At 38.3% G+C, this 22588-nt stretch carries 26 protein-coding genes; 10 read left to right on the forward strand and 16 right to left on the reverse strand.

Translation table 11 applies throughout. From position 1 onward, the window contains the following. Window positions 1–13 precede the first annotated feature (13 nt). The 4 genes from AADH04_RS09165 to rbsK all read left to right on the forward strand — a co-directional run bounded on the left by AADH04_RS09165 (window position 14) and on the right by rbsK (window position 3353). The gene (locus AADH04_RS09165) at window positions 14–823 is read left to right on the forward strand and encodes a sulfite exporter TauE/SafE family protein (RefSeq protein WP_434776984.1); all 810 of its coding nucleotides are present in this window, start codon (window positions 14–16) and stop codon (window positions 821–823) included. Window positions 824–944: 121 nt separating this feature from the next. Beyond that, window positions 945–1646 (forward strand): fumarylacetoacetate hydrolase family protein, encoded by a 702-nt coding sequence (locus tag AADH04_RS09170; protein ID WP_434776985.1) that lies wholly within the window; start codon window positions 945–947, stop codon window positions 1644–1646. Between the two features lie 97 nt (window positions 1647–1743). Further along, window positions 1744–2433 (forward strand): RadC family protein, encoded by a 690-nt coding sequence (gene radC / locus AADH04_RS09175; protein ID WP_434776986.1) that lies wholly within the window; start codon window positions 1744–1746, stop codon window positions 2431–2433. 23 nt (window positions 2434–2456) lie between these two features. Continuing rightward, entirely contained in the window at window positions 2457–3353 is an 897-nt protein-coding gene (rbsK, locus tag AADH04_RS09180; protein WP_434776987.1) for a ribokinase, read from the forward strand. Window positions 3354–3409: 56 nt separating this feature from the next. Here the strand turns inward: rbsK and AADH04_RS09185 are convergent, their stop codons facing one another. From AADH04_RS09185 to purM, 13 genes are all read right to left on the reverse strand, one after another. Continuing rightward, complete coding sequence (locus AADH04_RS09185; protein ID WP_434776988.1) at window positions 3410–5413, reverse strand: BCCT family transporter; 2004 nt, start codon at window positions 5411–5413, stop codon at window positions 3410–3412. Between the two features lie 399 nt (window positions 5414–5812). Next, entirely contained in the window at window positions 5813–6709 is an 897-nt protein-coding gene (locus tag AADH04_RS09190) for a polyprenyl synthetase family protein (RefSeq protein ID WP_434776989.1), read from the reverse strand. A gap of 27 nt (window positions 6710–6736) precedes the next feature. Continuing rightward, window positions 6737–6964, reverse strand: a complete 228-nt coding sequence (gene xseB / locus AADH04_RS09195; RefSeq protein WP_434776990.1) for an exodeoxyribonuclease VII small subunit — start codon at window positions 6962–6964, stop codon at window positions 6737–6739. A 179-nt stretch (window positions 6965–7143) separates the two neighbouring features. Further along, window positions 7144–7563 (reverse strand): hypothetical protein, encoded by a 420-nt coding sequence (locus AADH04_RS09200; RefSeq protein WP_434776991.1) that lies wholly within the window; start codon window positions 7561–7563, stop codon window positions 7144–7146. A 128-nt stretch (window positions 7564–7691) separates the two neighbouring features. Next, complete coding sequence (locus AADH04_RS09205; protein WP_434776992.1) at window positions 7692–8234, reverse strand: protoglobin domain-containing protein; 543 nt, start codon at window positions 8232–8234, stop codon at window positions 7692–7694. Between the two features lie 156 nt (window positions 8235–8390). Beyond that, window positions 8391–9017, reverse strand: coding sequence for a uracil phosphoribosyltransferase (gene upp / locus AADH04_RS09210; protein WP_434776993.1), 627 nt, complete (start codon window positions 9015–9017; stop codon window positions 8391–8393). 12 nt (window positions 9018–9029) lie between these two features. After that, window positions 9030–9707 (reverse strand): TIGR02117 family protein, encoded by a 678-nt coding sequence (locus tag AADH04_RS09215; RefSeq protein ID WP_434776994.1) that lies wholly within the window; start codon window positions 9705–9707, stop codon window positions 9030–9032. A 20-nt stretch (window positions 9708–9727) separates the two neighbouring features. Next, entirely contained in the window at window positions 9728–10036 is a 309-nt protein-coding gene (gene grxD / locus AADH04_RS09220) for a Grx4 family monothiol glutaredoxin (protein WP_434776995.1), read from the reverse strand. Window positions 10037–10066: 30 nt separating this feature from the next. Next, entirely contained in the window at window positions 10067–11320 is a 1254-nt protein-coding gene (locus tag AADH04_RS09225) for an RsmB/NOP family class I SAM-dependent RNA methyltransferase (protein ID WP_434776996.1), read from the reverse strand. Further along, window positions 11317–12096 (reverse strand): hypothetical protein, encoded by a 780-nt coding sequence (locus tag AADH04_RS09230; RefSeq protein WP_434776997.1) that lies wholly within the window; start codon window positions 12094–12096, stop codon window positions 11317–11319. Before AADH04_RS09230 ends, AADH04_RS09225 begins: the two co-directional genes overlap by 4 nt. Then, window positions 12086–13306, reverse strand: a complete 1221-nt coding sequence (locus AADH04_RS09235; protein WP_434776998.1) for a hypothetical protein — start codon at window positions 13304–13306, stop codon at window positions 12086–12088. The genes AADH04_RS09230 and AADH04_RS09235 overlap by 11 nt, the downstream gene beginning before the upstream one ends. A 3-nt stretch (window positions 13307–13309) precedes the next feature. Beyond that, entirely contained in the window at window positions 13310–13942 is a 633-nt protein-coding gene (gene purN, locus AADH04_RS09240; RefSeq protein ID WP_434776999.1) for a phosphoribosylglycinamide formyltransferase, read from the reverse strand. A 93-nt stretch (window positions 13943–14035) separates the two neighbouring features. Next, complete coding sequence (purM, locus tag AADH04_RS09245; RefSeq protein WP_434777000.1) at window positions 14036–15070, reverse strand: phosphoribosylformylglycinamidine cyclo-ligase; 1035 nt, start codon at window positions 15068–15070, stop codon at window positions 14036–14038. Between the two features lie 150 nt (window positions 15071–15220). Here purM and AADH04_RS09250 point away from each other — a divergent pair, with 150 nt between their 5' ends. Genes AADH04_RS09250 through AADH04_RS09270 form a run of 5 tightly spaced genes read left to right on the forward strand, consistent with a single transcriptional unit; the run spans window position 15221 to window position 18967 of the window. Next, complete coding sequence (locus AADH04_RS09250) at window positions 15221–16306, forward strand: AI-2E family transporter (protein ID WP_434777001.1); 1086 nt, start codon at window positions 15221–15223, stop codon at window positions 16304–16306. Between the two features lie 13 nt (window positions 16307–16319). Continuing rightward, window positions 16320–17000: a DnaA regulatory inactivator Hda gene (gene hda / locus AADH04_RS09255; RefSeq protein WP_434777002.1), complete on the forward strand. Its 681-nt coding sequence runs from the start codon at window positions 16320–16322 to the stop codon at window positions 16998–17000. Beyond that, window positions 16993–17661: an HAD family hydrolase gene (locus tag AADH04_RS09260; protein ID WP_434777003.1), complete on the forward strand. Its 669-nt coding sequence runs from the start codon at window positions 16993–16995 to the stop codon at window positions 17659–17661. Before hda ends, AADH04_RS09260 begins: the two co-directional genes overlap by 8 nt. Window positions 17662–17692: 31 nt before the next feature. Further along, complete coding sequence (locus tag AADH04_RS09265) at window positions 17693–18568, forward strand: ATP-binding protein (protein WP_434777004.1); 876 nt, start codon at window positions 17693–17695, stop codon at window positions 18566–18568. 33 nt (window positions 18569–18601) lie between these two features. Beyond that, the gene (locus AADH04_RS09270) at window positions 18602–18967 is read left to right on the forward strand and encodes a 5-carboxymethyl-2-hydroxymuconate Delta-isomerase (RefSeq protein ID WP_434777005.1); all 366 of its coding nucleotides are present in this window, start codon (window positions 18602–18604) and stop codon (window positions 18965–18967) included. A gap of 89 nt (window positions 18968–19056) precedes the next feature. Here AADH04_RS09270 and AADH04_RS09275 read toward each other — a convergent pair whose 3' ends face one another. Then, window positions 19057–19296 (reverse strand): hypothetical protein, encoded by a 240-nt coding sequence (locus AADH04_RS09275; RefSeq protein ID WP_434777006.1) that lies wholly within the window; start codon window positions 19294–19296, stop codon window positions 19057–19059. A gap of 373 nt (window positions 19297–19669) precedes the next feature. Between AADH04_RS09275 and AADH04_RS09280 the strand changes: the two genes are divergently transcribed. After that, complete coding sequence (locus AADH04_RS09280; protein ID WP_434777007.1) at window positions 19670–20434, forward strand: SIMPL domain-containing protein; 765 nt, start codon at window positions 19670–19672, stop codon at window positions 20432–20434. Window positions 20435–20491: 57 nt separating this feature from the next. Here the strand turns inward: AADH04_RS09280 and AADH04_RS09285 are convergent, their stop codons facing one another. Together AADH04_RS09285 and AADH04_RS09290 are read right to left on the reverse strand one after the other, a co-directional pair. After that, window positions 20492–20722 carry a hypothetical protein gene (locus tag AADH04_RS09285; protein WP_434777008.1) on the reverse strand — a complete coding sequence of 77 codons (231 nt, stop codon included), beginning with the start codon at window positions 20720–20722 and terminating at the stop codon, window positions 20492–20494. Between the two features lie 73 nt (window positions 20723–20795). Next, window positions 20796–22475 (reverse strand): glutamine--tRNA ligase/YqeY domain fusion protein, encoded by a 1680-nt coding sequence (locus AADH04_RS09290; protein WP_434777009.1) that lies wholly within the window; start codon window positions 22473–22475, stop codon window positions 20796–20798. Window positions 22476–22588: the final 113 nt, after the last annotated feature.

Here is a 22588-nt window from a genome sequence, read left to right on the forward strand (position 1 = left end):
ATAAAGTAAAAATATGTTGGCATTAGATATACTCATTCCCCTAATTGCAGCAGGCGCTTTTACTGGGTTTATTGCAGGCTTGTTTGGTGTGGGTGGGGGCATGGTTATTGTGCCAATTGTGTTGTGGTTATTGCATAGACAAGACCCCAATCTTGAATATGCTCAGCATATTGCTGCTGCAACATCGCTGGCTGTGATGGTATTTACGAATTTGTCCAGTGTCTATGCCCAAAATAAACGTGGGGCGGTTCGCTGGGATTTTGTCCGTTCGATGGCATTGGCGATTGTGATGGGCACTTTCTTTGGTGCTTGGTCTTCTAAATTCATTTCCAATGGGTTCTTACAAACATTCTTTGTCATTTTTGCCTATTTTGTTGCCTTCCAAAATTTCTTTCCTTTTTCCCCTACACCTAAAAATGAAGACATAAAAATACTGACTAAGTCTACAGCTGGCGGGGTTATTGGCCTATTATCCAGTTGGGTAGGAATTGGTGGTGGCACCTTATCTGTACCATTTTTGGTATGGTGTCGGGTGCCGATACAACAGGCAATAGGGACTTCTTCCGCATTAGGTTGGCCAGTTGCTTTGGCTGGCACAGTAGGGTATATCGTGTCTGGTTTGCAAGTACAGGGTTTGCCCGAAGGCAGTTTGGGTTTTGTTTATTTTCCTGCTGTTTTAATCTTGGCTATTGCCACTGTCGCACTTGCTCCTTTAGGGGTGAAAGTTGCGCATAAATTACCAGCAAAACGATTAAAACAGGTGTTTGGTGTGTTTTTAATGATTGTGGCTACCCGTATGGCTTGGCAGGTTTGGTTCAGTTAAAGGTCATTTTTTTGTGAAAAATAATTGTTTATCCTTATTCAATATGATATTAAAATCAAGATACCATATAGACTAATTTATTGCCTTTTATGAAAGGCATACAATAATATAAGGAGAAATAATGGACTATATTTTCACCCCTCCTGAGATAACAAGCATTCCTGTATTTGGTACACAAAAACAATTTGCAGTCAGGCACATTTATTGTGTTGGACGTAACTATGCTTCTCATGCCCGTGAAATGGGCTCCGATCCTAATAAAGAACCCCCTTTTTTCTTTATGAAACCAAGCGACAGTATTGTATGTGCACAAGATAATACATCCTTATCGTTACCCTATCCCACAAAAACCCAAGATTTTCAGCATGAAGTTGAATTGGTGGTTGCTTTGGGTAAAGAAGCGAATGCTGTTTGTGTAGAAGAAGCTAAAGAGTGTATTTTTGGTTATGCAATAGGCTTGGATATGACTCGTCGTGATTTACAAACTCAAATGAAAGCAGGGGGGCGTCCTTGGGAAATTGGCAAAGCGTTTGATGCTTCTGCGCCTATTAGTCAGATTTATCCTGCCAGCGAAGTTGGTTATCCAGAACAGGGCCAAATCAGTATTCAGGTCAATGGTCAGTTAAAACAAACAGGCAATTTGAATGAAATGATTTGGTCTATACCAGAAACCATCAGTTATTTATCTCAATTTTTTGTTTTAAAAGCAGGCGATTTGATTTTTACAGGCACTCCAGAAGGTGTTGCACCTGTGAAAATAAATGATCAGTTGGTGGCTCATATTGAAGGCTTGGGACAATTAAGTGTGCACATAACTGGTTAAGGTTTTAATGGCTCAGCAATCATGCGGGCGGCATGATTGCTGAGCCAAAAGTAAAAAAGTATTGATCAAGTAAATAAAAATAGATTAAGGGGAAGCTGTGAGTATAAAAACTTGGCCAGAATTGGAGCGGCCTCGAGAAAAATTATTACAACAAGGTGCAGGTGTTTTATCTGATGCAGAATTAATTGCCATTTTATTGCGTGTTGGTACACATGGTTTAAGTGCTGTAGAGTTGGGGCGTGAGCTTCTCACTCATTTTGGTAGTTTAGGTCGGTTATTTAATGCCCCTTTTTCTGAAATAAAACAACAAAAAGGGCTTGGTAGTGCCACATATGCTCAATTTTCAGCCGTCAATGAAGTAGCTAAACGCATTTTGGTTGAAGAGCTACAAACACCATTAAGTTTAAACTCGCCAGATAAAGTCAAAGACTATTTACAATTGCACATAGGTTTTAAACCAATTGAAGTGTTTATGGCGCTATTTTTAAATACTCAAAATCAGATTATTGCCATTGAAGAAATGAGTCAGGGAACGGTGGCTCAAAGTGCGGTTTACATACGTGAAATTGTAAAACGTGCCCTACATCATAATGCCAGTGCTTTGATTGTGGCGCATAATCATCCTTCTGGCACGTTAAGACCCTCACAAGAAGATATTGCGCTTACGATGACATTAAAAGATGCCTTAAAGTTAATCGATGTCACATTATTGGACCATTTTTTAGTCACCAATCAATCATGTGTTTCCTTTCGAGAAGAATCATGGTTAAATTTCATTTCTGAGTAATGGGTTTAAATAAGAAAGAAAGTATGCGTAACGTATTAGTTGTTGGCAGTGTCAATATGGATTTAGTCACAACTGTTCCTAAATTTCCTCAACCGGGCGAAACGCTTATAGGGGAGCACTTTGCGACCTATTGTGGGGGGAAGGGAGCAAATCAAGCCATTGCTGCGGCCAGATTGGGTGCAAAGGTCAGTTTGATTGGTGCTGTTGGCGATGATGATTTTGGCAATCAACTGCGTCAGAATTTACAAAATGACGGTGTGAATATTCAAGGCGTTAAAGTAGTTGAAAATAGTCCTTCTGGTGTCGCTGTTGTGATGGTGAGTAAGGGACACAATAATATTGTGGTCACCAGAGGTGCCAATGCTTTTGTTTGCGTAGAAGATGTTCTGGCACATGAAAAATTGTTTGAGCAAGCTGATGTTGTTCTGTCACAGCTTGAAATTCCTCTTGATGTAGTGGAAGCTGTCGCTGATCTTGCTGAAAAATACCAAAAACCTTTTATTTTAAATCCAGCTCCAGCAAAACGTTTGCCCAAATCATTAACCCATAAAGTGACCTTGCTCACGCCAAACGAACATGAGTTTATTGTCAGTTTGGATTTACCCCATGATACAGATATTTTTAGTTTGTTTTCATATGTGTCAGGGCAAGTGGTGTTAACCCGTGGTGAACAAGGTGCCTACTTTTGTAAAGATGGCGGCTTAGCTGAGTATCAGTCAGGTTTTCAGGTTGATGTGGTAGACAGTACTGGTGCAGGCGATACTTTTAATGGGGCATTGGCTGTGTATTATCATTTGGGTTTAAATGAAGCGGTCAAACGTGCTTGCGCCGCAGGTGCATTATCGGTTACTGCCCATGGTGCACAAACAGGCATGCCTACAGAAGAGACGTTGTTGTCGTTTTTAGCAAAAACCATATAAACTTCAGATAGAGCATCATGATTTTATTGATCATGATGCTTTTTATAGGTTGCTATTTACCGTACTAGATGTAAGAAATGTAAGTGTTTTTCATATTGATCCAGAATATCATTGATGATTTGTTCTTTGGTCCAACCCATCACATCATAGTCTTGTCCACCTTCGTGTAGGTGAACATCTGCACGATAATATTTATAGTCTTCATTTTTATAGTCTTCTTCTACATCCATTAGTGAAAAAGCAGGTTGATTATATGCTCTTAAACGCACTTGATAGGAAAAATTAAGGTCATTACCTAAATTGACTTCGATACAAATAAAATCATCTTCCATGGTAATGGTAGACGCAATATTTTGTTTTTGTAATTCGTCTGCAACCATTTGGATGGCAGGGTTGACTACTTCATCAACAAAACGTTTTACATGAGAGCGTTTTGGAAAAAATGTCATGTTTTTAATCCGTCGTTGCCAAGAAATGGGATTGTGGCTGGCAATAGGTGCCAGATTGGTTATTTGTTGGGTATTCAGTTTAATGGTATCAATTTGTAATGCTTTAAATAACCCATAAATAGCGATCAGTAATACCATTGCATAAGGCAAAGCTGTGACTATGGTCATGGTTTGTAAAGCGGATAACCCCCCAGAAAATAATAAAGCAATTGCCACGATACCCATGGTAGAAGACCAAAAAATACGTTGCCATAATGGGGTGTTTTCCTGCCCACCAGAGGCGAGCATATCCACGACCATGGCGGCAGAATCGGCAGACGTCACAAAAAAGATAATGACCATTAATACGCCAAATATAGACAGTACCCGACTAAATGGGAAATACTCAAAAAATTTAAACAAAGCAACGGATACATCTGCTTGCACTGCGGTGGCTAAGTCAGTTGCCCCTTCATTGGCGATTAAGTGAATGGCTTCGCCCCCGAAAAAAGTCATCCATAATAAAGTAAAGCCTGTGGGTATGATCATGGCGCCCACCACAAATTGTCGAATGGTTCTACCACGGGAAATCCGCGCAATGAACATGCCTACAAACGGAGACCAAGATAACCACCAACCCCAGTATAATAATGTCCAGCCACCAAGCCATTGTGTCGTTGATTCTGAACCATAGGCATACATATTGAATGTTTTACCAACAATTTCACTTAAATAAGCGCCTGTATTTTGAACCAATAATTTAATCAATAAAACACTTGGGCCTAATATGCCAATGAGTAATAATAAAATAATGGCTAAAGCCATATTTAATTCAGATAAACGCCGAAGCCCAGCATTTAAACCCGATACAACAGATAAAGTGGCACAACAGGTCACAATAATAATCAGAACCACTTGTACAGTGGTATTAATGGGTAAATTGAATAAATAATTGAATCCAGAATTAATTTGTAGGACGCCATATCCCATGGTAGTGGCTACACCAAAGACAGTACCTAATATGGCAAAAATATCCACAGCATGACCAATAGGACCATATATTTTATCCCCTATAATGGGGTACAGAGCAGAACGCAGTGTTAAGGGTAAGTTATGGCGAAAGCTAAAAAAAGCCAAAATAAGTCCAACAATCGCGTAGATTGCCCATGCATGAAGTCCCCAGTGAAAAAATGTTAGCTTCATCGCCTCTGTTGCTGCTTTTTGTGTGCCTGGTTCTCCTACTGGTGGGCTAAGATAGTGCATGACGGGCTCTGCCACGCCAAAAAACATCAAACCGATTCCCATACCAGCACAAAATAGCATCGCAATCCAAGAAACATAACTAAAATCGGGTTGGGCGTGATTAGGGCCTAATTTAATGTCGCCATAACGAGAACAGGCTAAAAATGTAATTGAAAGTAGAATAATGGCCACGGCCAAAATATAGAGCCAGCCAGCTTGTTGTGTGAGATGGTCTTGAATATTCTTGAATTGGGTATTGGCATTTTCTGCGTCAATAATGGTATAAACGACCAGTAAAATAATAAAAATAGCAGAAATGAAAAAGACAGTAGGGTTGATTTTATTACGAAAGGGTAAAAATTTGGAACTCATTTGCTGGGATTGGGGCATTCATTCTTCCTTCTTTTTAATACAGTATTCAAAGCTGTATATTTAAATTTTTTATGCTTAAGGTATATTTTGACTTGTGCTATTTAAGCTTTATTTATCAAAATAACCAGATTAATTAAGCTAAAATTTTATTGATGGCAACAATGTTGTCATATTTATGAAATATGTAAATATACATGTGTGCAGTGCTTTAAATTTTGGGGTTCAAAGTATCAATACTGCGATAAAAATATGTGATTTCATTCAAACTGGGGAGCTATTTTATCATAAAAATGAATAAAAATTCATATTTTGCAAAAAATGATTTTAAAATATCAATTTATATTGAGAGAAATTTTAAAGATATATTATAAAAAACAGCAAGGAGAACAAATGTTTGCTGTTTTTTCTGTTTTATATTTAGGCTTGTCTTTTAATGACGTAATATGCTAATGATCTTAATAAGTCTGCATGTTCATCAAATGAAATTAAACTATTTATGGCACCATCAATTAATTCTTGGGCATAAGTTTTTGCTTGGTCAAGCCCCATTAAACTGACATAAGTTGGTTTGTTTTGTTGAGCATCTTTTCCTGCCGTTTTTCCTAAGGTCGCGCTGTCTTGTTCACAATCAAGCACATCATCAACGACCTGAAAGGCCAACCCTAAATATTGGGCATAATCATTTAGTTGGGCAAGCTGTGCGGATGTCATGTCTGTGCAACATAAAGCGCCCATACGAATTGCGGCTTTAATCAGTGCACCAGTTTTCAGTTGATGCATATTTTCTAATTGAGCTTGACTCATGGGTTTGCCAACATGTGCAAGATCAATTGCTTGGCCGCCTGCCATGCCTAAACTACCAGAAGCATGTGCTAAAGTTTGTATAATATGTAGTTGCGTTTCAGTCGGTAATTGACTTGGTCGGCTGACTAAGTCAAAAGCCAATGTTTGTAAGGCATCACCTACAAGTAAAGCGGTGGCTTCATTGTAAGCAATATGACATGTTGGCTTACCTCTACGTAAGGAATCATTGTCCATTGCGGGCATATCATCGTGAACCAGTGAATAGACATGAATACACTCTATTGCCGCAGCACAAAGTTCTGCAAAATCATGATCAGCTTGCCCTAAAGCGGCACTAGCAAAAACCAATAAGGGGCGCAGGCGTTTGCCACCATCTAAGGTAACGTAGCGCATGGCTTCATGTAAATAGATGGGTTCTTGTTGGGCCGTAGGCAATACGCGGTTTAGTATTAATTCGGTTTGTGCCTGTGCACGGGTTTGCCATTGGTTAAAATCGTTGGAACTGATCATGATATTTTTCTCTACAATAATTTAAGCCTAATTGTCTGTTTCAGGTAAATCGACTAACTTATTTCCGTCAAACATTTTTAATTGTTCTTCTACTTCACTTAGACGTTTTTGGCAAAATTGGATCAATTTTCCGCCTTCTTTATAAGCATTTAATGCTTGCTCTAATGGCAGGTCATTATTTTGCATGGAGGCTGTGATTTGCTCCAGTTGTGTCATGGCTTCTTCAAATGTTTTGGGCTCAGTGTTTTTTGACATGGCTGATCTCCTAAAAAGAAAGATTGTAAAGGATTTCGTGCTTGTTCGGGTAAGTGGATGTGTATTTGTATTTAAATTATTGATGATCTTGTTTTAATCATGTGGTTTTTACCATAGAAAAATGATTTATTTGGTTTGGTGTATAGGTAGTGTAAGTTATAGCTTAGTGAAGGTGTGTTCTATTTTTCTGTTGTACGTGTTTTTTTATTTAATTGGTAGGTTAATGCCATTTCAATGAATAAGCTTAAGATGTCGATGGGTAAAGGTTTGTTTAAATCCAAAACAATCGCTCTATTTTTTGAGTAATGCAGTTCAGGGAAAAGTGTTTTGAAAGAGCCAATTAATGTTGTTTGGCAGTGCACAAAAATAGTGATTTGATTGATCCCAAACTGGTCTAAACGAATTGTTGTGCCAGAGCCGCTTTCTTCTGTTAAGTAGCTAGGTTGTGACCATTTAAGTGTTTCAGTAATAGAACCGACACCATCAGTAGAGCCAGCAATATCAAATATTAACGCTCGTATGATGAGTAATGGTTGTCTATATTGTTCAGGGTAAGCTGTAAATTTGGCTTGGACTAGCTTGTCTTTAATTGCGTTCATTATGTTTCGTTTGTTTTACGCTCAGTCTTCATCATGATTCTTTTGTTTGAATGTTGTCACAATATCCGTATTAAAAAAATAGACCCATCGTTGTTTGATAGGTCTATTCTTGGCGAATGAATAGGGATTTATAAGGTCATTAAACGATCTAATAATGCTTTTGAAATACCCATTACATCCATAATGCTTTTAAAGTAAGCGCCATCAATTAAAAATTGGGATAAATCAAGTACACGTAATATGGAGCCTGTGCAAATAGCACGAGATTCACCTAAACTATTCAGATGTTCATCGGTCAAAATTGTTGGGATTTCTGCCCGTAAAAAACTCATGCTTGAAGCCACAAATAAAGGCGGTACTTTTACTTTAACATGAACAAAGCCGATTTTTTCTTGTTGAGCAATAAAAGCATCATCATAGTTTCCTGTGAATAAGCTTTCTAGCCAAGCTAAGTGGGTCGATTTTAATGCATCAATACGACCTTCTAGATAAGGTTGCATAGTGGCATCTTTTTGTAGCTGCTCATAAAAGCGGTCAGTTAATGCAGGTAGTTGAGGTTTAATAATGGTACCTAAACGAGCCAAACGTGCAGCTTCCTCTTCAGTAAAACAGCTGACTCGCAAAAAGGTGTCTAATTCAGGGTTGGTTTTTCTAGATTCAGGTAACGACATTGTTCAGGTTCCAGATAGATTAAAGTTAATAAACATTAGTTATGTTTTTACGCATTTAGTTCAGATTTTAAATGTAATATAAAATCTGAACTAAATGCGTATTTGATATAATATCAATATTATAACATTTGTCTAATCTATCGTATACTCGGGTTACTATTTAGTTCCAAATAACCGATCACCTGCGTCCCCTAAGCCAGGAATAATATAACCGGCTTCATTTAAATGGCTGTCTAATGATGCAGTATAAATCATCACATCAGGATGAGCTGAGTTTACTGCTTTAACGCCTTCTGGTGCGGCAACCAGAACAAGTACTTTAATTTGTTGGCAGCCTTTGGCTTTGAGCATATCGATTGTTGCCACAACGGAGCCGCCTGTTGCCAACATAGGGTCTAAAATAAGGGCTGTACGTTCTTGGAGGTTGTCCACAAATTTATCGAAATAGGGTACAGGTTCTAAAGTTTCTTCGTTTCTATAAAGCCCAACAACACTGATTTTAGCTGTAGGAATCATATCCAAAACGCCATCAAGCATGCCAATACCTGCACGTAAAATAGGCACTAATGTTACTTTTTTGCCTTTGATTTGTTGCGCTTCTATTTGGCCACACCAGCCTTCTATTTGACATGTTTCTACAGGAAAGTCCCGTGTTGCTTCATAGGCCAGTAAACGGCCTAATTCTTGCGCTAAGGTACGAAATTTATAAGTGCTACAGGCTTTTTCTCTCATTAAAGAAAGTTTGTGTTGTACTAATGGGTGTTGGACAATATTAATATTCATCGTATTTTATCTCTAAGGTAAATGCCAAAATAATGTTTGGGCAAAAGGTGCCCAAGCTGGTACTGAAACACCCGCAATGCTTAATTGGTTGCGAACCCATTGATTACAAGTGCGCCAAGCGGTATAGGACTGTTTTGCGTTATAAAAAACATCTGTGTTGTGGTAATGGACATTCACATATTGTGTTTGTTTTTGTCCATCATATGACAGTTCTGATTCAATTGACTCAATTAACTTTGTATACTGAGTAGAGGTGAGCATAATTGCTTTTGCATAATGTAAAGATTCTGGCTCGTTAATGTAGTCACCGTGTAAGACTGAATCATCGAATGTAATGGCTTTAATGGCTGTGCTCGGGCGTAAATCTCCCCAGTTGGGTACTTTGGTATAAAAAGTTTTACTGCCCCATCCTATAAGAATATAAGGTTTGTTTTGACTGAGTGTAGGATTTTTTGTTTGTGTGGGTAAAAAAATGGTACGCCAGTCTTTTTGTGGGTGTGCCGTAGGCACGGCAATACCTGCATGGGTACCATTACTGATCAGAAAAATTTTAATGGTGCCTTGTGTAGGGTTAAAATCATTATTGACACTGGTAAGGCCTAATAAAAATGCCAATAAAAAATAACCAACCCCTAAGCCAATTAAACCAAAGAAAATTTTTCCGATAAAGTAAATGGTTCGTTTGATCATATAATCATGAATACCTATGATTAGTTTTGTAATAGTTCTTGTAGTTCACCGGCTTGGAACATTTCTGTCATGATGTCAGAGCCGCCCATAAATTCGCCATTGATATACAATTGAGGAATCGTTGGCCAGTTGGCGTATTCTTTGATGCCTTGGCGAATATCGTTGTTTTCCAGTACGTTTACTGTAAAAAAATCTTTACAGCCACTTTCCTGTAGCAGTTGTACCGCACGTGCCGAAAAACCACACTGTGGAAATTGTGCTGTGCCTTTCATAAATAAAACAACTTTATGTGTTTTGACAATTTGATCAATTGTTTCTTGAGTGGTCATGATGTTTTCCTTTATATGACTGTCGATAGATTAATTTTTTACCAAAATTGCGGCAAAAAAACCATCTGTTTGATGTTGATGAGGCGTAAGATTTAAATACTGTTCCATATCTAATGCTATTTTTTGTTGTTTCAATATATCTTGCACGGGGCATAAGCTAAAGTCGGGGTGATTCGCTAAAAATAGGGCAATTTGTTGCTCGTTTTCTTCTGGCAAAATACTGCATGTTGCATAAATTAGTTTCCCCCCTTTTTTGACTAAAGGCGCTGCTGCACACAGGATGTTTTGCTGCATTTGTGTAATTTTAGCAAGATTTTCGTCATTTTGTCGGTATTTTAAATCGGGGTGTCGTCTTAATGTCCCTAAACCTGAGCAAGGAGCATCAATTAAAACCTTATCTGCTTTCCCATAGAGTTTGTGTAAACGGCTGTCTTGTTCTTGTGCAATATGTTGGATGGTCACATTGGTTAAGCCAGAACGCTCTAATCTGGGTTTAATGTTCCTTAAGCGGGTATCAGATACATCAATGGCGTAGATTCGCCCGGTATTAGCCATCATCGCACCAAGGGCTAAAGTTTTCCCTCCTGCTCCTGCGCAGAAGTCTATCATCATTTCGCCCCGTTTGGCCTGAGTCAATAAAGCCAATAATTGGCTGCCTTCATCTTGAATTTCAATTGTGCCATTGGTAAATAAGGGGTGCTTATTAAGAGCCTTTTTTTGCGTAAGTCGTATACCCCAAGGTGAAAAAGGTGTTGATATGGCATCAATCCCTTCTTGTTGCAATGCCTTAAGTATATTGTCTCGTTTTGCTTTTAAAGTGTTCACCCTTAGGTCTAATGGGCCACTGGTTGTTAAGCTTGATGCAAAGGCGTGTAACTCTTGTGGGCTAAAAAAGGACAGTTTATCGAGTAACCAATTGGGTAATTCGGTTTGGGTGTTTAAGTTAAGCTGACTAATGGTTGGTGCTTGTTGGCATAATTGTTGTAATTGTTGTTGTTCTTTGTCATTGGCGAAGATGGCAAGTTCTGCAGGTGTTTTTTGTTTGTTTAAAACCAGTGTGCCTAGGATAAGGTTTTTAGCTTGTGTTTTTTGCTTAAAAAAAGCCATTAGGGTTTCGTAGCGGCGCAATAATGCAAAGACCACTTCACTGATTTCGTATCTGTCTTTTGCACCAATTTTACTGTTTTTCTTAAAGTAGCTAGCCAAAATGCTGTCAGCAGGTTGGGTAAAGGCCAAAAGCTCGGTAACAATGTGTTCAGTATGTTGTAATTGTATTGGGGTCATCGTTTATTCAATATTATGTTAAATGGGGGTGGAGTATTGGGCTTTTTGAGTTGGTCAATTTGTGAACTTTGCCAGTATTGCTGTGCATTGACAATAATCCGTTCGGGGTACAGTGTGTATCCTTCAAACGAAATATAAGCTGGTACGTTGTATAAATCAGTGGCAAGCCCATATTCTATGTGTTTATTATTGGTTGTACTGAATAATTTTAAATGGAGGTTTTTGGGCGATACTTGATACATTTTTGAAGAGATACTCATTTGATCTAATGGATAAATAGAAACTGATTTACCATTGGTGATCTGTACAGATGCATTCAGCTGCCCATTTGATAAAGCCAATTGCCAAGGCAAACTGAAAATATCTAAGGCATTTTCCTGCATAGGGACAATTAGTTTTTCCTGATTACTTTTTCCATAGATAATATGTTTCTTTTCATAATCAAATTCAGCTTGTGCATATAATTGGCCTCCTCGAGTATCTGTGTACACTAAAGGGACCAGCTGGTTATTGATGATTTTACCTTCCGTTTTAAAGGTAAAAATTTTAAATGGAATTTGTAGCGTTGTGAGAATAGTATAGGTTGTTCCATTTTGTTCAAAATACATCTCACCTGGTATGATACCTTGATATTTTAGCAAGATGGTTTGGGGATATGGTGTCGGTTGATTGGCCTTTTGTGCGACAGCAAGATGAATGGAACAAAACAGCCATAAACACAAAAAAACAATGATTTTTTTGTAAAACAGTATATTTGGTTTTATTTTATTTAACACGTTGTACGGCTTTCCAATATTCCTGTCCATCTAGCTTAATACCAACAGGATCAAGTATATAACCTTCAAAATTAATATAAGCTGGGATATTGCCAAAATCGGCAGCCAAACCATATTCTATTTTTTTGTCATTGGGAATAGTAAATACTTTTATCCGTAATTTACCCTCTCCTTGGTTATATTCCCTACCAACACCGCCTAGCTGGCTGGGGGTGTAAGTGCGGACAGATTTACCATTGGTGATTTGTAATGGTGATGATGTGCCACTATTGAGTGCCAATTGCCATGCAGCGCTAAAAATATCCAGAGCATTTTCGTCTAATGGGCTGGTTTTTTCTTCCCCATCTTTGCCATAAGTAATCAGTTTTTTTTCATAATCAAAATTGGCATAGGCGTATAATTTTCCGCCTCGTGTGTCTGTATAACGGTTGGGTTTGAATCGACCATCGGTAATAGAACCTACGGCTTTAAACTGAAAGTTCTTAAAGGGTACTTTTAGTTTAGCGGTAATGGTGTAATCACTTCCTGAACGTTGAAAATTCATTTCACCGGGAACTGGCCCTGTGTATTTGATTTGAGCAGAACGAGGAAAAGTAATTTTTTCATTTCCTTTCGGTGCAATAACCCCTTTATTTTGGGCAATATCTTTTTCTGTAATGAGTATGCTTTTTTGCTCAGTGTTCGTGGGCGCTTTTTCCTCTTGTGTATCTTGATTGGAATCTGTATTGGTAACGGGTTCACTAATGGCTTGTGGTTCACTGGCCGATTTATTTTCTTCTGAAACAATCGTATCAGAAGCTGTGCGTTGCTGAGCATTATTTTTAGGGTCTTTAGGGGTTAATGGCCCTCTAATTGCGCCAGTTAAGTTTAAGTTGCCTTTTTTTGTATTGGCTTGTGCGGCATCAACTGTTGTTTTGTTTTGTGGTGTTTCTTTTTTTGTTTGAGATTGCACCAATATGACTTGGTTTTCTTGTTGTTGTCTGGCAATTTGCGTTTGTTCTTGTTGCTCTATTGTTTGAGTATCTGCGGTTTGTATCGTAGGTGTTTGCTCATCTAAAGTGTATTCTTGTAGGGTTAACTCTATTGGTTTTAATTGAGTAGGCTCAATCGATTCAATGGCATGAGTAATGTGTCCATTCACAATAAACACAATATGAATGAGTAGGGAGACAACCAGTGCAAAGTACAGTACTTTATTTGAGTGTTTCATATATTAGGAGTAAATTGCGCCATTTTCCTGAAGGTGGGTACGGCTATTGTGTACTTGCATGCCTTTGATGGTCAAGTGCCCACCAATAAAATCAGCAATTGCTTGGGGGTAAATTTGGTGTTCCATCTTTAAAACACGGTTTGCAAGGCATTCTTCTGTATCTTCTGGCAATATAGGTACCACGGCTTGAGTAATAATGGGTCCATAATCAAGTTGCGCGGTCACAAAATGTACAGTGCAGCCTGCAATTTTACAGCCCATATCAATGGCTCTTTGATGGGTATGTAAACCCGTAAAACTGGGCAATAAAGATGGGTGAATATTGATCAGTTTATGGGCAAAGTGTTGAGTAAACGATTCACTTAAAATTCTCATGAAACCCGCCAATACAACCAGTTCAGGAGAAAACTGATCAATGCTGTGTTGTAAGGCTAAATCAAATTCAGCACGTGTTGGAAAATCCTGATGGTTTAACGCAATGGTATGAATACCTTGCTCTTTTGCCCACCTAAGGCCTAAAGCATCAGGATCATTGCTGATAATTGCTGCAATATGAATGCCAGGAATATTGGCCTGTACAATTGCTTGCATATTGCTGCCGCGACCAGAGATTAAAATAACGATGTTTTTACTCATATTGTGTAGGGCTTTGATGAAGATATTTGTGGGTGAAGTACGAAAGTTTGAGTTTTTGGTCTTAGTTTTTTAGGCTAAGACCATATCTTAAGTTTAAGCGACTTGAGTTTGATGTTCATCACCATTGCGTGGGCGTATCGTGCCTAAAGTAAATACTGTTTCGCCTTGTGCTTGTAATAAATTGGCGGCTTCTTGGGCTTGCTCTGCGGCAACAATAATCACCATACCAATGCCACAGTTAAACGTTTTGTACATTTCAGGTGTAGCCACTTGTCCTTCTTTTTGTAACCATTGGAAAAGTTTTGGTAAAGGCCAAGCGTCAGCATTTATTTGCGCGACAACATTTTCGGGTAATACTCGTGGGACATTTTCAGTAATGCCGCCTCCAGTAATATGTGCCATGCCTTTAACTGGAATGGTTTTTAACAGTTCAAGTACAGGTTTAACATAAATACGGGTTGGGGCAATAATGGCTTGGCGCAAGGTTTTACCCTCGGTAAAAGGCTCATCCAAGTTTGTATTGGCTCGTTCAATAATTTTTCGCACCAATGAGTATCCATTGGAGTGTACGCCATTAGAGGCTAAGCCTAAAATAATGTCTCCTTCAGTAATTGTACGACCATTAATTACATTGGATTTTTCCACAACACCTACAGCAAAACCTGCCAGATCATATTCACCTTCTGGATACATACCTGGCATTTCAGCTGTTTCTCCACCAATTAAAGCACAACCTGCTTGTTCGCAACCATGTGCGATGCCTTTAATGACATCTGTTGCCAAAGGGACATCAAGTTTGCCGCAAGCAAAATAATCTAAAAAGAATAAGGGTTCTGCACCTTGTACCAGAATATCATTCACGCTCATGGCAACTAAATCAATGCCTACTGTATCATGGGTATTCCATTCAAATGCGAGTTTAAGTTTTGTGCCGACACCATCTGTGCCCGAAACCAGTACAGGCTCACGATATTTTTTGCTGATTTCAACTAAAGCACCAAATCCACCTAAATCAGCCAATACTTCTGGGCGCATGGTCCGTTTGGCAAAGGGTTTGATTTGTTCGACAAGGTTATCTCCAGCATCAATATCAACACCGGCATCACGGTAACTTAAAGGTGTACTCATATGCATTCTCTATACAAAGGTTTTGGGGAAAAGCAAAACACTATTTTAACCTAAATCACGCATCTCATTAAGTACTTACACAAATTTAGATTAATTTTGTGTATGATACTCACTTCAAAATTAAATAAAATCTGTCGTGGAGAGTGATTTATGTATCAAGGAAGAAGAAAAAACAGGATTTTACCATGGGTAATCATTCCACTGGTCATCGTTCTGGCTTTTTTGTTGATCAAAGGCTTATCAAACATTTTAACCCCTTTTGTGATTGCCGCCATTTTAGCGTACATTTTAAATCCCATTGTCACCCGTATTACGGCCAGAGGGGTTAAGAGAGCGGTTGCCTCCATGGTAGTGATGTTTGTTTGTTTTGCAATGGTGTTGACCATGATTTTAATCATTGTCCCTATGTTGTTTAACCAATTGGATGCTTTGTTTGAGCATATGCCTGCTGTCATTAGTTTTGTCAAAGATCAGGTGATTCCATGGATTAATGCCAAAACAGGCAGCTCTTATGCATTAGACAGCAATACATTGACGCATTTCTTACAAAATAATGCGCAAACATTACGCAGTGGTTTGCAAGAAATTATGCCTTCTGTGGCACAAAGCGGTTCGCGTTTAATTACGGTTTTGGTCAATTTATTTATGCTGCCTTTCCTTTTGTATTACTTTTTGCTGGATTGGAGCCAATGGGAAGAAAAAGTAGCCAGAATGATTCCTCGTCGCTGGCTACCTAAAGTGACCAGTGTGGCTAAAGAACTTGATGCCGTTTTAAGCGAATTTTTACGCGGTCAGTTATTGGTGATGATCATCATGGGCTTTGTGTATGGTACGGGTTTGGCTTTAACTGGATTAAACTCAGGTTTTGCTATTGGTATGTTGGCTGGTTTATTGGTTTTTATCCCCTATTTAGGGGCATTTACAGGCGTCGCTTTAGCGACATTGGCTGCATTTTTACAATTTGACTCTTATTTGTCTGTCTTGTGGGTTTGGTCTGTATTTGCCATTGGGCAGCCCTTGGAGAGCTTCTTTTTGACACCACAATTAGTGGGTGAACGAATTGGTTTGTCCCCACTTGCCGTGATTTTTGCTTTAATGGCATTCGGTGAGTTAATGGGCTTTGTGGGTATTCTGTTGGCTTTACCTTTAGCTGCAATTTGTTTGGTTTTGGCAAGAGAAGTCTTAAATGTTTATTATGGTACGCATTTTTACCTGAAAAAAAGGAAAAATGTTTAGGATATTGATTTAAATGGTTCAATCTGTTTTTGATTTTACTCAGGATGCCTATCCCCAGTTTGATCATTTTCTGGGGCAGGGTAACCTTGAGTTGATTAATGTATTAAAAGCCCAACAAGAACCCTTTGTATACCTTTGGGGAGACGAGGGTGTGGGGAAAAGTTATTTGCTTAAAGCTTGGGTACAGGAAGCTTTAAGCAAGGGTTATCAGGCCATTTATTTGGATATCAGGACGAATGGTTTACCAGATAAGACACGAGAATATGATTTTATTGCTTTAGACCACATAGAAGCCTTAAATGAAGAAGAGCAAATTAGATTATTTTCTATTTTTAACCAGTTTAAAGACCAACAAACAGGGTTTTTATTGATTTCTGCTCAGTTTGCACCATGGCATTTAACCGTGCGTGAAGATTTACGCACCCGAATGGGATATTGTTTGGTGTATGAGGTGGCGCCTTTAAGCGACGAAGAAAAAGTAAAAGCGTTACAAGCGCTCGCTCAAGCAAAACAACTGCATATTGCAGATGATATTTTTATTTATTTGCTCAACCATTGGCGCCGTGATTTAAACAGTTTGATTCAATTACTCAATACACTGGATTTATATTCACTGGCCGTGAAAAAACCGATTACCTTACCCTTGGTCAAAAAGGTAATTAATCATCAGGATCAGGACATAAAAGATGAATAATTTAGCGATTTTTGATTTGGACTATACGCTGATATTGGGCGACTCAGATGTTGAATGGCCACGGTTTTTAATGGATAAAGGTTTATTAGACAGAGCGTTTTATGATAAACGTAATGACTATTTTTATGAGCAATATAAAAATGGAACGATGGATATTGATGAGTTTTTGGCTTTTCAATTAGAACCTTTATCTCGGTTTGATCGGCAACAGTTAGATCAATTACATGAAGAATTTTTACAAAATTACATTATCCCGATTATTCCGCAAGGCGCCCGTGATTTGGTGAAAGCACACCAACAAAATCAGGATGAAGTACTGGTCATTACCGCAACCAATCGTTTTATTACTGCTCCTATTGTGGCTCAGTTTGAGATTGATCAGCTCATTGCGGTTGAACTGGAAGAGCAAAATGGGCGTTATACAGGCAATTATGTCGGTGTGCCAAGCTTCAAAGAAGGTAAAATTACTCGACTAAATCATTGGTTATCTGAGAGAAATTTAGATTTAGATGATTTTGATAAGGTGTATTTTTATAGTGATTCACGTAATGATATGCCTCTACTCAGTTTGGTCAATAGTCCAGTTGCAGTTAATCCCGATGATTTTTTACGGCAACACGCAAACAAACATAATTGGCAAATTATTGATTTTCAGTTATAACGAATGAATAAAAATAAAAGAGTATAAGACGATGAAAGAACAAGATATTAATGCATTTTTAATTCAGGCTTTATCAGTATTACGCCGTTTAGATGCCATTTTACCACCAGAGAAAAAAGACCCTGATTGGACAGCAATTGCTTATCGTTGGCAAAGAATTGGGACAACGGGTTATTTGATGAGTTTACCTCATCCACATACCTTTGCTTTATCGCAATTGGCCTCTGTAGATAAACAAATGGATAAATTGGTGCGTAATACCCGTCAATTTTTAGCAGGGAAGCCTGCTAATAATGTGCTATTAAGTGGTGCCAGAGGAACAGGAAAATCTTCTTTGGTGAAGGCGCTTTTGCATGAATATGCACAAGAAGGTTTGCGTTTAATTGAAGTAGATAAAACAGACTTAATTGCGCTGCCTGCATTATTGGAAATTTTAAGCACTCGACAAGAGCGTTTTATTGTGTTTTGTGATGACTTATCATTTGATGTTGGGGATGACAGTTATAAAGCACTTAAAACAGCTTTAGATGGTGGTTTGTCTTTGCGTTGTGAAAATGTGTTGGTTTATGCCACATCCAATCGTCGTCATTTAATGCCAGAAATGATGGCTGATAACTATGCCACACAAGGGGAAAAAGGAGAAGTTCATCCACAAGAAGCGGTTGAGGAAAAAGTTTCCCTTTCTGATCGCTTTGGATTATGGCTGAGTTTTTATCCCTTTGATCAGGAGGCGTATTTGACTGTTGTACAAAAATGGTTGTCTCAAGCAGGTATTCAGTTTGATGAAACAACGCGTCAGGCCGCTTTGAATTGGTCATTACTTCGAGGTAGTCGTTCGGGTCGTGTGGCTTGGCAATTTGTATGCGATTGGTCAGGAAGAGAGCCAGAAGATAGGGTAATCGATTAATTATTATTTAACATCATTGAAGGAGTTGTCACCATGCCATTAATGTGTATCCAATACTCAGAACATTTACCGAATAAGCAAAAAATCAAAAGCTTTGTTGTAGAAGCTCATGAATATATTGCCTCATTAGTGAATACTGAATTGAACAGTTTTAAAACACGTATTGTACCTGTTGCTGAGTTTATTGTTGGTGATGGTAAAACCGATGAGCAACGCGCTGTATTGTTTGTTGATTTTCGTATGTTACCAGGCAGAACCGATGAAGTAAAAAAACAAGTTGGTGACTATTTGTTACAAAAAGCGCAAGCTGCTTTTCAAGAAGGCATTACCCGCATACAAGTGCATATTCAAGTACAAGTAGGCCAGTTGGATGCGCCTAATTATCATAAAAATGATTAACAATATTAAGCCAGCTTAAGCGTTTATCTGGTTGGCTTAGTTTGATTGTTCAAATTTCTATTAAATAACGGTTTTAATAATATTTGTATTTAACGATCGATTTGTGTTTTTTGTGCTCGAAGATACATAAAACGAATAATTATGCCAACAATCAGACCGACAGTTGTCCCAACAATAGGCATAGGTGCATCTTCATCTAGAAATATTAATGACATTCCCGATGCTATGCCTAATATGGTACTGGTGGCAACGGTAATGATATTGTTTTTTATTTTTTGGTTAACGAGATATTCTAAAAGTAAAGCATAAATGATGGATTGAATTCCCATAAATATATAGCCCACGAAACTGATTACGATGAACATTCCAATAAAATCAATAGTATTTAAGTCATTAAATCCACCACTGACAAAACTGTTCATCCCATATATAAATGTGCATAGGAATACTGCCAGTAATACAGGCAAGAGCATCGCTAATACAATGCGGAGGAATTTGCCTTCAGAGTGGTATGGTACCTTTATTTTTTGATGAAAATTTTTCAAAGCAATCAATGTAAAAATTAGAAAGTAACTGTTTATTATAACATATGACTATTTTGAGATATTTTGTACACAGTCGATTGCTTAGAAAAGTATAAGGTAGTATGGTAATGGTGCACTCAAGAGTGTTTTCTTATCTTTAAAAATAAAAGGGTATTCAATGTCGTCAGATTTAAGAACCATATCAAGTAAAGCATTAATGGGGTTTGGTGCCTTACTCTCCCTTGCTATTGTGGTTTCTGCTTTTATTATGGCAAAAACAGCACAAAATGTGGCAGCGTCACGAGAATCAATTACGGTTAAAGGTTTAGCAGAAAAACCTGTAAAAGCCGATAGTGCCAGTTGGAAGATAACCATCCGTGCAAATGCGTTAACTGCGGCTGATGCGTATGCCCAGCTTCGTGCGGATAAGCCAAAATTACTGGCATTTTTAAAAGAGCAAAAATTTACCAATGAACAAATTTTAGAAAACCCAGAAGTTGCCAATGAAGTGTATGAATCTGAAAAAGATGCCAATGATAATTACAAGCAGGTCTTTAAAGGGTTTTTGGCACAACAAACTTTTATTGCTTCAACTGAAGATGTGATGCAGATGGATCAAGCAGTTAGGCAAGCTTATAAATTAAATGAGTCAGGTTTAAAATTGACGATTAATCGTCCTGATTATTTGGTTTCTCATTTAGAGGAAATCAAAATGTCATTGATATCAGATGCCACCAAAAATGCTTTTGATCGAGCCCTAGAATTTGCCAAAACAGGTAATGCCAAAGTAGGTGTGATGAAAGCTGCAACGCAAGGGGCTTTTTATATCTTACCTCCAGGCGGGAGCGAGAACGATGATTACTATGGTGGGGTTTATGATAAGACCACAATTGATAAAGTTGCTCGTGTTGTTGTGACGATTGATTATTCTATTGAGCAGTAAGAGACTTTGTCTATAAAATCCCAGTTACTTAAGATGATTGGGATTTTATCGCATACTTTAGGCAAAACGTAATTCAGGTTTGAATAATCCCAGAATAAACCAAATAGTTTCAAGCAGCCACGATATTTGGGCAAATAGTTTGATTTGTTCTTCATTCCAACTAAATGGTGCAAACATGAATGCGCCAAACCAAGTATCATTCAGTTTTTCTGCACCGCCCCAGCTAATAAGCCATTTCCAGAATAAGCTATTGGCAGTAAAAAAAATAATCCAAATGATTAAACTCATCAACCGTTTCCCATAAGTTTATTTTGTATGGAAAGCTAAGTAGCCAGATAATTGATATTATCTGGCTACTTGATTATTTCCAATTGTCTTTCAAAGAAACCGTTCGATTAAAGACAGGGCTACTTTTTTGATGTTCGTAGCGGTCTGTTACAAAATAACCTAAACGTTCAAACTGGTAGCGTGTTTCTGCTGCCAATTCCCCAGCAATAGGCTCTGCCCATGCTTGGATTTCTTCCAGAGAGTGAGGATTTAAAAACTCAGTAAAGTCTTTATATTGACCATTTTCAGCTCTTATTGCATCAGGGCGAGCCTCCGTAAATAAACGATCATATAGTCTAACGTTTACCGCAACAGCATGCTCAGCTGACAACCAGTGAATCACACCTTTAACTTTTCTGCCTTCTGGTGCTTTACCTAAAGTATCATGGTCGATACTGCATTTAAGCTCTATCGCTTTTCCCGTGTTGTCTTGTACCACTTGATCACATTTGATTACATAGCCATAACGTAAACGAACTTCACCATTTAAAGTTAACCGTTGCCAACCTTTGGGTGGATCAAGTGAAAAATCATCTTCTTCAATATAAATTGTTTGTGCTATGGGAATTATACGCTCACCAAACTCTGGATGGTGAGGGTGATAGGGGGCAGCGCGAGAACTTGTTTTGCCTTCTTCAAAGTTGGTTAAAGTCACTTTGAGTGGACGCAATACTGCCATCATTCTTGGCGCATTGTTTTCCAGATCTTCACGAATAGCGCCTTCAAGCACACTCATGTCAATAATATTTTCGCTTTTTGAAATACCAATTCGTTTAGCAAAAAGACGCAGCCCCGAAGGGGTATAACCACGGCGGCGCATGCCAGAAATGGTTGGCATACGTGGGTCATCCCAACCAGATACATGGTTTTGTTGCACCAACTGATTGAGTTTGCGTTTAGACGTGATTGAGTACAATAACTCTAGGCGAGAAAACTCATATTGGCGTGGGCGAGCATGATTGGGTAAATGGACATTTTCGATGACCCAGTCATATAAAGGGCGATGGTCTTCAAATTCTAATGTACATAAAGAGTGGGTAATATTCTCTAAAGCATCAGAAATGGCATGAGTATAATCATACATGGGGTAAATACACCATTTATCGCCTGTACGATGGTGATGTGCGCGGCGGATTCTGTAAATAACAGGATCTCTTAAATTTAAATTACCTGATGCCATATCGATTTTTAATCGCAGTGTTTTACTGCCATCGGCAAACTCGCCATTTTTCATGCGCTCAAATAAATCTAAATTTTCTTCAATACTGCGATCACGATAGGGGCTATTTTTTCCAGGCTCCTTTAAATTTCCACGATATTCACGCATTTGCTCTGCATTTAAGTCACATACAAATGCTTTACCTTCTTTAATCAAGGTGATGGCATAGTCAAATAAAGCTTGAAAGTAATTGGATGCAAAGTGTATTTCTTTGTGCCATTCAAATCCTAGCCAATGAACATCTTCTTCTATGGCGCGTACATATTCGTCAGATTCTTTTTCTGGGTTGGTATCATCAAAGCGAAGATTGCATGTGCCATCATAAATCGTAGCCAGACCAAAGTTCAGGCAAATAGATTTTGCATGACCAATATGTAAATAACCATTAGGCTCTGGGGGGAAACGTGTGGCAATTTTTTCGCATACTTTATTTTTTAAGTCTTCTTCAATAATCGTACGAATAAAATGATTATCCGCAAATTCGTCTTTATTCATAAATATATAATGACCCTGATAATGAACAGATAATTGTAACTGAGATTACAGCTAAACGGTATGTTCTTATGTAAAAAGGCTACCTGAGTGTATCAGGTAGCCAACGAAATAGA

The organism is Neisseria sp. Ec49-e6-T10 (assembly GCF_051132615.1).
Classification (GTDB): Bacteria; Pseudomonadota; Gammaproteobacteria; order Burkholderiales; family Neisseriaceae.